Origin of the sequence: Thalassospira sp. B30-1 (genome assembly GCF_015767575.1) — a bacterium.
GTDB lineage: Bacteria > Pseudomonadota > Alphaproteobacteria > Rhodospirillales > Thalassospiraceae > Thalassospira > Thalassospira xiamenensis.
The window spans coordinates 2,788,313-2,803,886 of sequence record NZ_CP065232.1 but is presented as its reverse complement, the minus strand read 5'-3'; the positions used below and the strand labels follow the sequence as shown (position 1 = coordinate 2,803,886).

12 protein-coding genes are annotated in these 15,574 nt (G+C 54.9%); 4 read left to right on the top strand and 8 right to left on the bottom strand.

Annotated features, from left to right (window positions below):
- Nucleotides 1–29 precede the first annotated feature (29 nt).
- The 3 genes from IT971_RS13500 to IT971_RS13490 are packed head-to-tail and all read left to right on the top strand — an operon-like array spanning nucleotide 30 to nucleotide 3,560.
- Complete coding sequence (locus IT971_RS13500) at nucleotides 30–953, top strand: ABC transporter permease (RefSeq protein ID WP_007091388.1); 924 nt, start codon at nucleotides 30–32, stop codon at nucleotides 951–953.
- Nucleotides 954–957: 4 nt separating this feature from the next.
- Nucleotides 958–1,812 carry an ABC transporter permease gene (locus IT971_RS13495; RefSeq protein ID WP_063092685.1) on the top strand — a complete coding sequence of 285 codons (855 nt, stop codon included), beginning with the start codon at nucleotides 958–960 and terminating at the stop codon, nucleotides 1,810–1,812.
- Nucleotides 1,809–3,560 (top strand): M14 family metallopeptidase, encoded by a 1,752-nt coding sequence (locus IT971_RS13490; RefSeq protein ID WP_063092686.1) that lies wholly within the window; start codon nucleotides 1,809–1,811, stop codon nucleotides 3,558–3,560. Before IT971_RS13495 ends, IT971_RS13490 begins: the two co-directional genes overlap by 4 nt.
- 64 nt (nucleotides 3,561–3,624) lie before the next feature.
- Here the strand turns inward: IT971_RS13490 and IT971_RS13485 are convergent, their stop codons facing one another.
- The 4 genes from IT971_RS13485 to IT971_RS13475 are packed head-to-tail and all read right to left on the bottom strand — an operon-like array spanning nucleotide 3,625 to nucleotide 9,252.
- Nucleotides 3,625–6,966: an error-prone DNA polymerase gene (locus tag IT971_RS13485; protein WP_223305158.1), complete on the bottom strand. Its 3,342-nt coding sequence runs from the start codon at nucleotides 6,964–6,966 to the stop codon at nucleotides 3,625–3,627.
- A gap of 1 nt (nucleotide 6,967) precedes the next feature.
- Nucleotides 6,968–7,516 (bottom strand): hypothetical protein, encoded by a 549-nt coding sequence (locus tag IT971_RS22420; protein WP_252724153.1) that lies wholly within the window; start codon nucleotides 7,514–7,516, stop codon nucleotides 6,968–6,970.
- Nucleotides 7,461–8,579 carry a DNA polymerase Y family protein gene (locus tag IT971_RS22415; RefSeq protein WP_252724152.1) on the bottom strand — a complete coding sequence of 373 codons (1,119 nt, stop codon included), beginning with the start codon at nucleotides 8,577–8,579 and terminating at the stop codon, nucleotides 7,461–7,463. Before IT971_RS22415 ends, IT971_RS22420 begins: the two co-directional genes overlap by 56 nt.
- Nucleotides 8,509–9,252 carry an ImuA family protein gene (locus IT971_RS13475; RefSeq protein WP_063092689.1) on the bottom strand — a complete coding sequence of 248 codons (744 nt, stop codon included), beginning with the start codon at nucleotides 9,250–9,252 and terminating at the stop codon, nucleotides 8,509–8,511. The genes IT971_RS22415 and IT971_RS13475 overlap by 71 nt, the downstream gene beginning before the upstream one ends.
- Before the next feature lie 295 nt (nucleotides 9,253–9,547).
- On the opposite strand from IT971_RS13475, the gene IT971_RS13470 reads away from it, so the two are divergent.
- The gene (locus IT971_RS13470; RefSeq protein ID WP_230729415.1) at nucleotides 9,548–10,405 is read left to right on the top strand and encodes a GIY-YIG nuclease family protein; all 858 of its coding nucleotides are present in this window, start codon (nucleotides 9,548–9,550) and stop codon (nucleotides 10,403–10,405) included.
- A 111-nt stretch (nucleotides 10,406–10,516) separates the two neighbouring features.
- On the opposite strand, the gene cysN is transcribed toward IT971_RS13470, so the two are convergent.
- The 4 genes from cysN to IT971_RS13450 form a co-directional block, all read right to left on the bottom strand.
- A complete protein-coding gene (gene cysN, locus IT971_RS13465; RefSeq protein ID WP_063092690.1) occupies nucleotides 10,517–12,436 on the bottom strand; it encodes a sulfate adenylyltransferase subunit CysN in 1,920 nt (639 codons plus the stop codon).
- On the bottom strand, nucleotides 12,436–13,341 hold the full coding sequence (gene cysD / locus IT971_RS13460; protein WP_063092691.1) for a sulfate adenylyltransferase subunit CysD: 906 nt from the start codon (nucleotides 13,339–13,341) through the stop codon (nucleotides 12,436–12,438). Before cysD ends, cysN begins: the two co-directional genes overlap by 1 nt.
- 211 nt (nucleotides 13,342–13,552) lie before the next feature.
- A complete protein-coding gene (locus IT971_RS13455; protein ID WP_037990814.1) occupies nucleotides 13,553–14,014 on the bottom strand; it encodes an Lrp/AsnC family transcriptional regulator in 462 nt (153 codons plus the stop codon).
- Between the two features lie 101 nt (nucleotides 14,015–14,115).
- Nucleotides 14,116–15,528 carry an aminotransferase gene (locus IT971_RS13450; protein WP_063092692.1) on the bottom strand — a complete coding sequence of 471 codons (1,413 nt, stop codon included), beginning with the start codon at nucleotides 15,526–15,528 and terminating at the stop codon, nucleotides 14,116–14,118.
- Nucleotides 15,529–15,574: the final 46 nt, after the last annotated feature.

Below are 15,574 nucleotides of genomic sequence, written 5' to 3'. Positions count from 1 at the left end.
CATGCCTATTTCTTTAAAGGACAAGTGTTTTGGCTGGTTTTCTGATCAAACGCCTTTTGCAGGCGATTTTCGTGGTCGTCGCGGTGACATTGATTGTCTCGTTTGCCATACGCCTGACGGGTGACCCGGCGCTGATGCTAAGCCAGGGGGCCGGCAGCATCACCGAGGAAGACCTTGCACGTATTCGTGAATCCCTTGGTTTGAACCAGCCGTTTTTTGTTCAGTATGCCGATTTCATGCTGGGGCTTTTCAGCCTTGATTTCGGTAGATCCTTCCTTGGTGGAACGCAGGTTTCCACCCTGATTGGCAATGCATTGCCCGCTACCCTGATGCTGGCGTTTGCATCGATGTTTGTGTCGATCGTGATTTCGATCCCGCTGGGGATCAAGGCCGCCATTTCGCGTGGCAAATGGCCCGATCAGGTCATTCGCATTCTGTCGCTGGTTGGTCTGTCATTCCCGAATTTCTGGCTGGCGATCATGCTGGTGCTGTTGCTGTCGATTACTTTCCGGCTTCTGCCGCCAAGTGGCATGACGGGGATTGAGAACTTCATCATGCCAGCCATCACCATGGGGGTGATCCTGACCGCGACCAATGTGCGGCTTGTGCGGACCTCGATGCTGGAAACCCTTCAGTCGCAATACATCATGGTCGCGCGCGCCAAGGGGCTTAGCGAGAATGTCGTGCTGTATAAACACGCGCTTCGCAACTGTGCGATCCCGCTTGTTACCTATTTCGGTTTGCAGTTTGGCAACCTTCTGGGCGGGATTGTTGTCGTTGAGCTGGTGTTTAACTGGCCGGGAATGGGCACGCTGGCCTTTGAGGCCGTTGGTGCACGTGATTATCCGGTTTTACAGGCTGTGATTACGGTTCTGTCGATCATGATTGTCGGGGTGAACCTGCTTGTCGACATTGCCTATGGCCTGATTGATCCACGTATCCGGACGGAGTAACCCCATGGCGACCACTGCAACCAAGGCGCGGTTTGCGCGTTTTAAAAATCTTGAATTCGTTCTGGGGGCTGTTCTGACCGGTGGCATCTGTTTTCTGGTCGTGTTTTCCGATCTGCTGTTTCCTGGCGGCGCGGACAAGATTGATCTTTCGGCCCGCCTGATCGCGCCGTTTACCAATGCCGATCATATTTTTGGCACCGATCCGCTCGGGCGTGATGTGTTGGCACGTGTGGTTTCAGGCGGCAAAATATCGCTTCAGGTTGGGTTGTTTTCCGTTGCAGGGGCGGTTGTCATTGGTGTGATCATGGGCCTGATATCGGGATATTATCGCGGTTTCTGGGACATGATCGTGATGCGCTTTGCCGATGTGCAGCTTGCATTGCCGTTCATTTTGCTGGCGATCACCTTTATCGCGATCATCGGCGGTGGACTGACCAACATGATCATTCTGCTGATCATTGCGCAATGGGTGCAATATGCCCGTCTGGTGCGGGGATCGGTTCTGTCACTACGGGATCGGGAATTCATCCAGTCGGCCAAGGCGATTGGCGTGCGCGATATTCATATCCTGTTCCGTCACCTTCTGCCCAACCTGATCGGGCCGGTGATTGTTCTGATGACGCTTAATGTTGCGACCAACATCCTGCTTGAAAGCAGCCTGACCTTCCTTGGGCTGGGGGTGGACCCCCTGATCCCAAGCTGGGGCGGGATGCTGGCCGATGGGCGGACCTATTTGCAGAATGCCTGGTGGGTATCGGTTTTCCCCGGGCTTGCCATTCTTTTGACCGTGCTTGGCCTGAACCTTCTGGGCGACTGGCTGCGCGATAGCCTTGACCCCACAGGCAGGACGTCCAAATGACACAGATTTTCGCCACCACCTTTGCGCCGACCCTTCCAAACCTGATTGATGAAATCGTCAAGGCCGCCCGCCCCGGGCAGCTTATTGAGGCATGGTTGTTTAACGATGCCCAAACCCGCGCCGCGGCCGAGGCAAAGTTGGCCCAGCAGGGGATCAAGGCGCGCATTCGTAGTTCCTATAAGCCGCTTTTGCATTTCTTCCTTGAAGATATTGATCTGGCAAAATCAGGCATTGCCAATATCACGGTGCGTTATCCGCGCCATCAAAATGCGGCGGATAATCGCTTCCTGCTTGAAACCTATCCCTTGGCGGCCCTGGTTACGCCAGCCTTGATCACGTTTGAGGCATCGGATCGTTGCGATTGTACCTATGATGTGATCCTGCGCGGATCAGATGGGGTTGAAACCCGTCACGAAGTTTTTGCGCCAAACCGGGTGCATCAGGATGTGGTTGATGAAACCCACCTGTCGCCGACCGGCTGGGTGCGGATTATCGATGCCGATGGTCAGATTGTCCGCGATGAACGGACTGAAACCGAATATGAGGCGCTTTTTGCCCAAACCATGGCGGCCATTGCCGATCATGACTGGGGCGATCAGGAACCTTATTTCGAAGAACTGAATATCTCGGTTGATCTGCCGGGGCATGATCAGAAGATCGCCCATGGTCACGAGGTTCTGAGCCTGCATGAAGCCCTGCACGAGGATTTCTATTTCTCGCTGCTGGAATATTTTCAGGTCAAATCGGGCCGCCCGCTGGGTGATCGCGGATTGCAGCCGGGACAGATCGTCCCGGAAATCCGTCAGGTATCCGGTGATGGTGACGCCCGGGTCACGGTTGAATTGCGCCCCCTGTCAAAGGACGAGACAACGGGTGAGATGCAACAGATTGATCGCACCACCCGCCCGTTGACGGTTGCGCAAATCCGCGCAGAGCTTGACGGGATCAGCGGTGAAGAATTCCATGCGACATCGCGATCAGGGCGTATTTTGAATGCGCGCTATCACAAGGGTACGGATTTGCCGGTCATGATCAGTGGCGGGCAGCATCCCAACGAGATTTCCGGTGTTGCGGGCGCGCTTCGCGGGGCGTTGGAGCTGGCAAAACGTGATGGGGCACATTTCACGATTTCACCGCTGGAAAATCCGGATGGTTATGCCCTTCATCAGCGCCTGATTGTTGATAACCCGTTCCATATGCATCACGCGGCGCGCTATACAGCGCTTGGCGATGACATGGAATATCGCAGCGGTGATGGCCTTTATGAAAAGGAAATCCGGGTACGGGCGCGTGCCATCAGCGGGGCAAGCCTGCATGTCAATCTGCATGGCTATCCCTGCCATGAATGGACCCGGCCGCTTTCGGGATATGTTCCGCGCGGGTTTGGCATGTGGACCCTGCCAAAGGGGTTCTTCCTGATCATGCGTCATCATGATGAATGGTCGGAACGGGCGGAAAACTTTATCGATCAGGTCACCCGAAAACTTGCCGCCATTCCGGGGCTTCTGGCATTCAATGCGGCACAGATCGATCTTTATCGCATTCATGCCGGTGAAACCGGTTTTCAGATCATCAATGGTTTCCCGTGTATGATTTCCATTGATGATCGTCATGACGTGCCGCTGACCCTGATTACCGAATATCCCGATGAAACGATCTATGGCGATGCCTTCATCGCGGCCCATACCGCGCAGATGGCAACGGTTGTTGCCGCCTATGATGCGTTGCAGAGCCTTGATCGAAGCTGATCCACAATATCAGTCTTTGGCAATTCACCCCGGTTTACGTACCGGGGTGTTTTCGTTTCAGGGCTTAGTGGAAATCGTGGCTATCGACCTTAAGGCGTGATGTGTTTTGCTGTTTGCCGTGGCGTTGTTCAAGTTGATCAAGGTCTTGGGGGACGGGGCTGGTTTGATCGGATGGTCCTGCGGCGGGTGTGGCCCAGCGCAGGTTGCGGGGATGGGCGTTATTGGCGCGTGCAATGCGGGTGTTATCTGTCAGGCTTTGCAGCATCCCCGACAGGTCGACCAGTTTATCGGCGATGATGTGGGTGACGCCATCTTCGCGTTGAAGTTTGCCCGACACGCCAAGGACGGTGGCGGTCATAACCTCGCGGCGGAACTGTTCCATCACCTTGCTCCAGACCACAAGATTTGTGATGCCTGTTTCATCCTCAAGGGTGATGAAAACAACCCCCGATGCCGTGCCGGGCCGCTGGCGGACAATGGCAAGTCCTGCATGGTTGATCCGTTCGTTATTCTTGAAATTGACCAGATCGGTCGCCTTGCACACCCCGGCTGCGGACAGGGAATCGCGTAGCATCGATATTGGATGCCCCTTAAGCGACAGCCGCAGGCTTGCGTAATCCTCGATGATTTCTTCGCCCGGTCCCATGATTGGCAAGTTGACCGGGGCTTCGGGCCCGAATTCGGCGGAAACGCCCATATTGTGGTTGAAATTCTGGGCAGCTTCAAACAGGGGCAGGGCCGCCGGGGCCTTGCGCCCCTTGCCAAACCGGCGGACGGCCCATAACGCTTCGCGCCGTGACAGGCCAAGGGAGCCAAACGCATCGGCTTCGGCCAGTTTTTCAAGGGCGGCGGGTGAGAGCCCGGTCTGGCGCGCCATCAGAAAGATATCCTGAAATCCGCCGGTCGGGCGGTTTGCGATCAGGGACAGGGCATCGAACTGCCCGAACCCCTTGATCTGGCGGAAGCCCAGCCGGACGGAAAGATGACCGCTGGCGCGGCCCAGTTCCCGTTCCAGATGATTGTCCCAGAAACTGTGATTGATATCGATTTCAAGCACCCGGACACCATGATTTTTGGCATCCGCAACCAGTTGCGCCGGGGCATAAAACCCCATCGGTTGCGCGTTCAGAAGGGCGCATAAGAACACATCAGGATGATGGCATTTAAGCCATGATGACGCATAGGCAAGGATGGCAAAACTGGCTGCATGGCTTTCGGGAAAGCCGTAATCGGCGAAGCCTTCGATCTGTTTGAAGCAGCGTTCGGCAAACTCGGCGTCATATCCGTTTTTTTGCATGCCATTGATGAATTTGTCGCGATGCGCGCCAATCGTGCCGGTGCGGCGAAAAGTTGCCATGGCACGGCGCAATTCATCGGCCTCACCGCCAGTATAGCCGGCAGCCACGATGGCAATCTGCATGGCCTGTTCCTGAAACAGCGGCACGCCACAGGTGCGCTTTAAAACGGCTTCGAGTTCCTTTGACGGGTAATCGACCTTTTCGCGGCCCATGCGCCGTTGGAGGAAGGGGTGAACCATGCCGCCCTGGATCGGGCCGGGGCGGACAATGGCAACCTGAATGGTCAGGTCATAGATGCTGCGCGGCTTTAATCGTGGAAGCATGCTCATTTGCGCGCGAGATTCGACCTGAAACGTGCCGATGCTGTCGGCTTTTTCCAGCATGTCGTAAACCCGCCCGTCTTCCTTGGGAAGGGTTGCAAGATCATGATCGATATTCTTGTGGTTTCTCAATTCATCGAATGCCTTGCGAATACAGCTTAGCATTCCAAGGGCAAGCACATCGACCTTGAGGATGCCCAGCGCATCGATATCGTCCTTGTCCCATTCGATGGTGGTGCGGTCCTCCATCGCGGCATTGGCAATCGGGGACAGTTCGCATAACGGGCCACGAGTGATGACAAAGCCACCGACATGCTGGGACAGATGGCGGGGGAACCCGGTCAGTTCGCCTGCCAGATCAAGAACGGCTTTCAGACGCGGTTCATCTGGATGAATGCCCGACTGGCGCATCATTTCATCATGCGCGCCCTTGCTGCCCGATCCCCAGATGGTTTTGGTCAGTTTGATAATGGTGTCTTCGGGCAGGCCGAACACCTTGCCGACATCGCGGATGGCGCTTCGCGACCGGTATGAAATCACGGTTGCCGTCAATCCGGCCCGTTCCCGGCCATAACGTTGATAGATATGCTGGATCACCTCTTCGCGGCGTTCATGTTCGAAATCGACATCAATGTCAGGCGGCTCGTTCCGTGCGTTGCTGATGAAGCGCGAAAACAGAAGTTCCACCTTGGCCGGGTCGACCGATGTGACATGCAGACAGAAACAGACCGATGAATTGGCGGCCGATCCGCGTCCCTGACACAGAATGTTTTGCGATCTGGCAAAGGCGACAATGTCATGCACCGTCAGGAAATAGGGAGCGTAGCCCAGTTCGTCGATCAGTTTAAGTTCGGCCTCAATCAATCCCCGGACCTTGTCGGGAATGCCGTCGGGATAGCGTTTATGCGCGCCTTCCCATGTCAGGCGGGTCAGGCGTTCCTGCGTGCCTTCGCCCGATCCGTCATTTTCATCGGGATATTCATAGCGTAATTCGGATAAGGAAAACCGACATTGATCGGCGATTTCAATCGTGCGAGCCAGCCATTCGGGATGGGTCGGGAAAAGTTTCGCCATGTCCTGCGGGCTTTTGATATGGCGTTCGCCATTGGGAAACAGCCGATATCCGGCATCCTCGATCCGGCAATGATGGCGGATGCAGGTCAGGACATCCTGCAACGGTTTGCGCGAGCGGACATGCATGTGCACGTCATTGGTGACAACTGCGGGGATGGCAAGTTCAGCCTCGACCGCCTCGGTAAAGGCCAGCCGTTCGCTATCAAACCCGTCCATGAACCGACCGATGGCAAGCCAAAGCTGGCCCGATAAATGGCGTTTAAGGTCGATCAACTGCGTGCGGAAGGTGTCATCGGGGACTTGTGGCGGGACCGCGATGAAGAGCAATCCGTCGGCATGACTTATGATATCGGCCAGATAAATTTCGCATTCGCCCTTTGGCGCGCGGCGTTTGCCAAGGGTCAGTAACCGGCATAACCGGGCATAGGCGGTGCGGTCCGTCGGATAACATAACATCGACGGACCATCGACGGGATCAAGCCGACAGCCGACAATATAATTCAGCCGGTCCCTGTGGGGCTGATGTGCCGTGTGGCCACGCACGACCCCGGCCAAGGTGTTGCGATCGGTCATCGCAATGGCATGCAGTCCCTTGGTTGCGGCCATAAGAACCAGTTCTTCGGCGTGGGAGGCACCGCGCAGGAAGGAAAAATTGCTGCTGACCTGTAATTCGGCGTAAGGAGATGCCGATTGCTGAAGGGGGAAATCGGTCATGTCAGTCCCCGAACAATCCATGGATGGACCAGATATCCTGCCCGGTTGGGCCGGTGCGAAAGGCCCATAACAATCGGCCTGCCTGATCGCGGATGCGGAAATAATCCCGTGTCTTGGGGGATAGGGCATATTCATCCTGATCAAGGCATTGCCACCATTCCGGGCAAATCCGTTCGGGGCCTTCGGCATGGATGATATCGACCGCCATTTTGCGCCAGCGCAGGCGGCTTGGCGTGCCATTGGTGTCGCGCGCAAGGATTTCGACCGGTTCGGGCGGGTCGATCAGGCGTGCCGGGCGTTTGGGCAATGTCATGTCGGTGCGTCTGGCCGGATATGTCCGGGCGTTAACGGCCTGTCGCACAGAAGCCTGTTCAGGCAAGTGGCTGGCGTGGTGGCCGGGGTGAAACAGCATGTCGCGCGGGCCGAGGTGGTGGGAAATCCGGTCGATCAACTGGGCAAGGGCAATCTGGTCGGTGGTTTCTTCCTGTTGCTGGTCAAGGCGCGACTGGCGAAAGGCCACATGTTCGACCCACGGGGCGTAGACAATCACCTGTTCGATGCCAAAACCAGTATCGACACCGGGGCATTTTTTCAGACAGCAATCGCAACACATGCTGGGCGGACTGGCACGGGCTTCCGGTACCAAGTGTGATGGTATGGGTATGCCCGTCAACCCGTACACAGCGCAGGATAATGCGGCGCAGACCCAGATTTTCCTGCGCCAGATTGTTGCAGAGTTCCGTTACCATGCTTTCAACCGTAATCGCCAGATTGGCCGCATCGCCCAGCGGTTCGCCAAAGCTGCGCCGGATCAGCCATGGCCGATCTGGCAAATTGAAATTCAGATGTTCGGGCAGACGTCCATAAAACTGATCAAGCCGTTGCAAAACTTCGGGCCCCAAGCGCGTGGTGATATTGGCACGCGGCATCGGGGTGATGTCGCCCAGATGTTTCAGCCCCAGCCGAAACAGGGTGACACGTGTCTGTTCGGCCAGACGCAGGGCGGATATCGGAAAACCGGCGGCAATATCATGATCGCGCGGCAGGCTTAAAATCCGTTGATCAGCCAAGGCAGCAGGGTGGCATCGTGCCGCCCCCCATGCCGCACCTGCCGTATCGGCAATGGCGGCACGGCCAGCATAACCACGTGATTTGACATCGCGCAGAACCAGCGCCAGAAGCGCACTTTCGCCACCAAAAAGGTGACTGCCGCCGGTAATTTCAAGCCACAATCCGGCATCACCTGTATGGTTATGATCGGCTTCCTGCAAGAACCGGTCGCGGGCAACCCACGGGCTGTATCGGTCCATCGCGCGGATCAAACGCGCCAGATGGCGTTCATAAAGATCGGGCTGTTCGGGAAGGTCGCGCAAAGCCGGGTATATGCTGCGTGCTTCGGCAAGGCTCATGCCCGGTGCCAGCCCGCGTGATTGTGCTGCCTTGTTGCTGCCGCAGACAAGCACACCCTTGTGATCAGCTCGCGTGATCACGACCGGTTCCCGTTGCGGGGATGATGCGGTTTGCGGGGTATCATCCCCGGTTTCAGGCATATCGATCCGGTGGCAATCTGTTTTCCAGTGCGTCAGCCACAGATAAAGAAAACGTTGTTGCATCAATTTGCATTCTCCAGCTGCCCGGTCGAACCCCGCGTCCCCCGATCAGGCTGAGTATGTGTCGGTTGCCTGTTGTTGAATGTTTCGCTGCTTCCGGCGTTATCCGCCACCGCGTATGCGCACTGGATGCGATGGTTTTGCCATCGGACCGCATATGCCGGATCGCAATCAGGCGCGTATGTCCGGCTTCGCAGGCTAGTTGCAGGCGGCGTGCCGCAGTCAGGTCATAATCCGTGGTTTCGACAATGATGCTGGCGATCTGGCCGGATTTTGCTGATTCCTCGCTGGTCCAAAGGGCGGTGGCCTGCCGATCAACCACCATCATGACCGGCATATCCGTCGCTGGCAGCGCAAGCGGATAAAGCCCGCCTTGGTCAATCGCGCGCCGTTGTCGAATCCAAAACAGGCTTTTGCCTGTTTGATCCCCGATGGAAAGTCGTGCCAGATACCATGCCAGAATGGAGGCGGCGGCATCATCATGACCGCAGATGATTTCATGCAGACCCACCGGGGCAATGCCCCCGATGCTGATATGATGTGCAAGATCGACCCCGCCAAAGGCACGGCGCATGATCCGATCCGTCCCGCCGGGCAGGCAGGCAACCTGTCCTTTCCATTGTTTTTCGGCCCGTTGCAACGCAGCACGGGCAAGATGAAGACGTCTGTCCGACATGATGTAAGTTCCTGATTTGTTCTTTTTATGTAGTCAGGACGGGACAGGAGTCAAGCAGCAAAGACCGGGAAAATGTCAGATGTTGTGTTGAATACCTGCCAAGCCTTTGGGCGAAAACGAAATAGTATGAGTTTCTCGCAATGACAGAGCTATCGTGGGGATGATACAACTAAACATAATGCTATCAATATGGGGAATTGCTTTGCTTAAGGGCAGGAGTATTAGGCTCTTCTTGGTCGATGGCACACCAAGCGGAATCATTACAGCCGAGATAATGAACTGGACTGGTCATGTCATGACCGCACCGCGTACGCGCTTGCCTGATTTTATAAAGCGGTCAGAGATAGCGCGAACAGGGGTCTATTTCTTAACTGGTGTTAATCCGGAAGAACCGACGCAAACTTTTGTTTATGTCGGAGAAAGCGATAATGTCGCTAAACGGCTCGTCTCTCACAATAAAGATGAGACGAAAGAGTTTTGGGATAAGGTTTGCGTTGTAACAAGTAAGGACCAGAATTTAACGAAAGCGCATGCTCGTTATCTGGAAAGTCGATTGATATCAATTGTCTCGGCTGCAGGCCGAGCTAGCCTTGTAAATAGCACTTCGCCAGAATATGGCTTTCTACCTGAAGCTGATCTTGCTGATATGGAATTTTTTATTGAGCAAATACGAATCACGCTTCCTGTTTTGGGGATGGATTTCCTTAGAGAAAAACCAAGAGTTGATGACTCTGGTGTCATGCAAAAAAGTTCCTCAGCATCAACCGAGTTTTGGGAAAATAAATCACCTGTTTTCATTATAAAAAGTCCCAAATATGGGTTGTTTGCTCAAGCGCAACAAATTGGTGGTGATTTTATTGTTTTGGCTAACTCTCACGCAAGATCTTCTTGGGAGAGTAGCGCAGGTGGATATCGAAATCTTCATGAACAGCTGGTTCGCGAAGGAAGATTGGTTCCTGATCGTGATGGGCTGCTGAAGTTTAAAGAAGATACGACATTCAATAGTCCCAGCGCAGCCTCTGCGACCATTTTCGGTCGTCCTGACAATGGGCGCATAACTTGGCGGGTTAAAGGGACAAATAAGACTTATGCGGATTGGCAAAACGAACAAATCGTTTCAGATGCTTCCATAGAAAATAGCGATGATGAATGATCGGTTGGGGAGTTGGTTCTGAATATGATCACTAAAAAGTAAAGAAAACCCCGGCGTCTAGCCGGGGTTTTGGAAGGTGACCAGTCTTGTTCTCTAATCTTGGCATTCACCTTAAATTTCCGGATACCACGCACCCAGAACGCCGAATTCTTCGAGTTTGGCAACGATGATCTCTGCTGCCTGTTCGGCAGTTTGATCAGATGTGTTGACCGTGATCTCGGCGTTTTCCGGTGCTTCATACGGGCTGTCGATCCCGGTGAAGTTGGCGATCTTGCCTTCGCGGGCCTTTTTATAAAGGCCTTTCACGTCGCGCTGTTCGCAGACTTCAATCGGGGTGTCGATAAAGACCTCGATGAACTCGCCATCTTCGAGAAGGTTGCGCGCAAACTGGCGTTCGCTTTTGAACGGCGATATGAAGGATACCAGCGTGATGATCCCGGCATCGACAAACAGCTTGGCGGTTTCACCCACACGGCGGATGTTTTCCACCCGGTCGGCATCGGTAAAGCCAAGGTCCTTGTTCAATCCGTGACGGACATTGTCACCATCAAGGGTGTAGGTGTGCTTGCCCATGGCATGCAGCTTTTTCTCGACCAGGTTGGCGATGGTCGATTTACCGGCACCCGAAAGACCCGTGAACCACAGAACGGCTGATTTCTGACCTTTCTGATAGGCACGCGCCTGTTTGTTGATGTCCATTTCCTGCCATTTGACGTTGGTCGCACGGCGAAGCGAATGGTTGACCATGCCTGCGCCAACGGTGGCGTTGGAATAACGGTCGATGATGATGAAACGGCCCGAATGGCGGTTGTCATCATAGGGATCAAAGGCCAGTGCCTTGTCGGTTGCGATATTGGCAATGCCGACTTCGTTCAGTTCCAGCGTCTTGCCGGCAATATGTTCCAGCGTGTTGACATTGACCTTGTATTTCAGGTCGCTGATCTGTGCGTTGGTGACCTGTGCGCCCATTTTGATGATATAGGGCCGGCCGGGCAGAAGATGATCTTCGTGCATCCAGATGATGCGGGCTTCGAACTGGTCGGCAAATTCCGGGCGTTCATCTGGGCGTGCCAGAACATCGCCGCGCGAAATGTCGATTTCATCTTCAAGTGTAATGGTCACGGCCTGACCGGCGAATGCCTGATCAAGGTTGCCGTCAAAGGTGACGATTTCCCTGACCTTGCTGGTCTGTCCCGATGCGGTGACGGCAATCGGATCGCCCGGCTTGATGATGCCCGATGCGATGGTGCCGGAAAAACCCCGGAAATCAAGGTTCGGGCGGTTGACCCACTGCACCGGAAGGCGGAAGGGCTTTTCAATCGCATCCTGTTCGACCTGAACTGTTTCAAGATGCGCCAGAAGCGTGGGGCCATCATACCAAGGGGTGTTCGGGCTGGCTTCGATCATGTTATCGCCGCGAAGGGCCGATAACGGGATCGGCATGATCGAGCTATAGCCAAGGTCTTTGGCGAATTCTTTATAGTCGGCAACAATGGTGTCGAATTTGTCCTGATCATAGTCGATCAGGTCCATCTTGTTCACGGCGAGCACCACATGCTTGATCCCCAGCAACGACGTGATGAAGCTGTGGCGGCGTGTCTGTGTCAGGATGCCTTTGCGGGCATCGATCAGGATCACGGCGACATCGGCAGTCGAGGCACCGGTTGCCATGTTACGGGTATATTGTTCATGGCCGGGGGTATCGGCGACGATGAATTTGCGTTTGTCGGTCGAAAAGAAGCGATAGGCGACATCAATCGTGATGCCCTGTTCGCGTTCGGCCTGAAGCCCGTCGAGCAGCAGGGCGAAATCGATCTCGCCGCCTTGGGTGCCGACCTTGCGGCTATCGGATTCAAGAGCGGCAAGCTGATCCTCGAAGATCAGTTTGGAATCCCAAAGCAGACGGCCAATCAGGGTCGATTTGCCATCATCAACGCTGCCACACGTGATGAAGCGCAGCAGGCTTTTTTCTTCCTGGGATTTCAGGTAGCCGAGAATGTCATCGGCAATCAGGTTGGATTGATGCGCCATTAGAAGTAGCCTTCCTGCTTTTTCTTTTCCATTGAACCGGCCTGATCATGGTCGATCATGCGCCCCTGTCGTTCGCTTGAGCGGGTCAGCAGCATTTCCTGGATAATGTCGGGCAGGGTGGCGGCTTCGGACTCAACCGCACCGGTCAGCGGATAGCAGCCAAGCGTTCTGAACCGTACCGATTTCATTTCCGGCTTTTCACCCGGATTAAGCGGCATACGGTCGTCATCAACCATGATCAGCATACCGTCACGTTCAACAACCGGGCGTTTGGCCGAATAATACAGCGGCACAATCGGGATCTGTTCGAGATAGATATATTGCCAGATATCAAGCTCGGTCCAGTTCGAGATCGGGAAGGCGCGAATGCTTTCGCCCTTGTTGATCCGTGCGTTGTAAATGTCCCAAAGTTCCGGGCGCTGGTTTTTCGGATCCCAGCGATGGGTTTCGGTGCGGAACGAAAACACGCGTTCCTTGGCGCGTGCCTTTTCCTCGTCACGCCGCGCCCCGCCAAAGGCTGCATCGAACTTGTATTTGTTCAGCGCCTGTTTCAGCGATTGGGTTTTCATGACGTCGGTATGCAGGCTTGATCCGTGGGTGAATGGGCCAATGCCCTGATCAACGCCTTCCTGATTGATATGAACAATCAGCTCAAACCCGTATTCCGCCGCCACCTTGTCGCGAAATTCGATCATTTCGTGGAATTTCCATGTGGTATCGACATGCATCAACGGGAAGGGCGGCGGGGCCGGGTAAAATGCCTTGCGCGCCAGATGCAGCAAAACCGACGAATCCTTGCCGATGGAATAAAGCATCACAGGCCGTTCGAACGACGCCGCAACTTCGCGGATAATGTGAATACTCTCGGCCTCAAGCTGGCGGAGATGGGTCAGATTAGGCTGCATTCTCGTTCCTGCCGATCAATCAAAACTGTGGCAAATAACACAAAATGTGTGTTTATAAATGTATTTCACGTTGCTTTGATGGGTAATATGGAAACGGCTTTGATGCAAGCGCGTTCTATCCAAATCACACAAAAAAGATAACCAGATATTTTCTAGTACAAAGGAAATATGTTCTTTGGGTGTTTTCTTTGTGATTGATGAGGCTCTGACCTTAAACCGGATAGCCCCTGAATGCCTTGGTCTGGGCCAAGGCGACATGGCCGATGAATTTGGTAATGCCAAGGTTGCCGTGGATCATTTCCTCGGACAGGGAATGATAATGCTGCACATCGCGACAGACGAGGCACAGCATATAATCATACGGTCCTGAAATCCGGTAGGCGGCAACGACTTCGGGGATGGTTTTGGCCGCGTCGGCAAACCGTTTGTAATCGGCGGCGGTCTTGCCGGTCAGTGTGACCTCGGCAAAGACCCGGACATGCGGGCAGATTTTTTCGATATCAAGTACCGCGCGGTAGCGTTTCACGACCGCTTCTTTTTCAAGCTTTTTGACCCGGTCAAGGCAGGGGCTCGGGCTTAGTCCCACCAGCTTTGACAGGGCGAGATTGGTCAGCTTTGCATTGGCCTGAAGGGCGCGCAGGATTTTAAGGTTGATCTCGTCGATCTTGATCATCGGGTCGCCGTTATCTTGTTTGCGCCACCTTACACATAAAAAAACGGCCCGACCAGTATTCCGGTCGGGCAAGTGGGGCAGGATTTGGGGTGTTTCGAAAATCAGGCAGCCATGCCCTTGCGTTCCTCGGCACTCAGTTCACCCATCACCTGATCAATGCCCTTTTTGATCGCATCGACCATCTGGTCGGCTTCGCGCCGGTCAAGCGTCAGGGGCGGGGAAAATGCCAGGCTGTCGGCGGTTGGAAGCGGGCGGACAATCACGCCCTGGTTTCCGATGGCTGCGGCACAGCGCGCGGCAATCTTGTGTTTCAGATCGAACCCGGTTTTTGTGTCCCGGTCCGCCATCAGTTGCAAGGCACCCAGAAGGCCGACACCGCGGACTTCGCCGATATGAGCGTGATGGCCAAAGGTATCGTTAAGCTGCGCATGCAGATAGGCACCGGTTTCCGCCGAGTTCGCGACCAGATTTTCACCTTCGATGATCGCAAGGTTGGCCAGTGCCACGGCCGATCCCACCGGATGGCCGGAATAGGTAAAGCCATGGGCAAATGCGCCAAGGGTTGCGGACCCGTCGCGCAGGACTTTCCAGATATCATCGCTGATGAAGGCTGCCGACATCGGGAAATAGCCACTGGTCAGGCCCTTGGCGGTGGCGATCATATCGGGGCGAATGTCATAAAGCTGATGACCGAACCAGTGGCCGGTGCGGCCGTAACCACAAACAACCTCGTCACAGATGAACAGGATGTCGTGCTTTTTCAGAACCGACTGAACGGCCTTGAAATAGCCCTTGGGCGGGGTGATCACACCACCGGCCCCCATGATCGGTTCGGCAATGAAGGCACCGACCGTTTCAGGGCCTTCGGCGATGATCAGGGATTCAAGCTCGTTTGCCAGCCGGTCCGAAAACTGTTCCTCGGTCTCGCCCGGTTTGGCTTCGCGGTAATAATGCGGTAGCGAGGTGTGTTTGACTTCGGGGATCGGCAGGCCGAAATTGCGATGAAACGATGCAAGCCCGGTCAGGCTGGCGGTGGCAATGGTGGTACCGTGATAGGCCTGCCTGCGGGCGATGATCTTGCGTTTTTCCGGCTTGCCGCGAAGCCCGTTATAATACCAGACGATCTTCATCAATGTATCGTTGGCATCCGACCCGGAGCTGCCAAAAAACACCTTGGTGATGTGATCGGGCATCTTTGCCACCAGCTTTTCGGCCAGTTCGATCTGCGCCGGGTTGGATGCCCCGGCAAAGGTATGGAAATAGCCCATCTGATCGGATGCGGCCTTCATCGCATCGCCGATCTCGGTCCGGCCATAGCCGATATTCATGCACCAAAGCCCGCCAACCCCGTCCAGCATCCTATTGCCGTCGGTATCGGTAATGAATGCGCCCTTGCCCTTAACAAAAATGCGGGCCGGGCCGTTGTTTGACACATCGGCAACCACGGATGCCGGATGCAGGATATTGGCCGCATCCGATCTTTTGAGGAGTTCGGTATCATAGAGGGTCGACATGGCAGGTCTCCGGGGCTTTGTGTGGGGCGTAAAGCTTGTTGTTCCC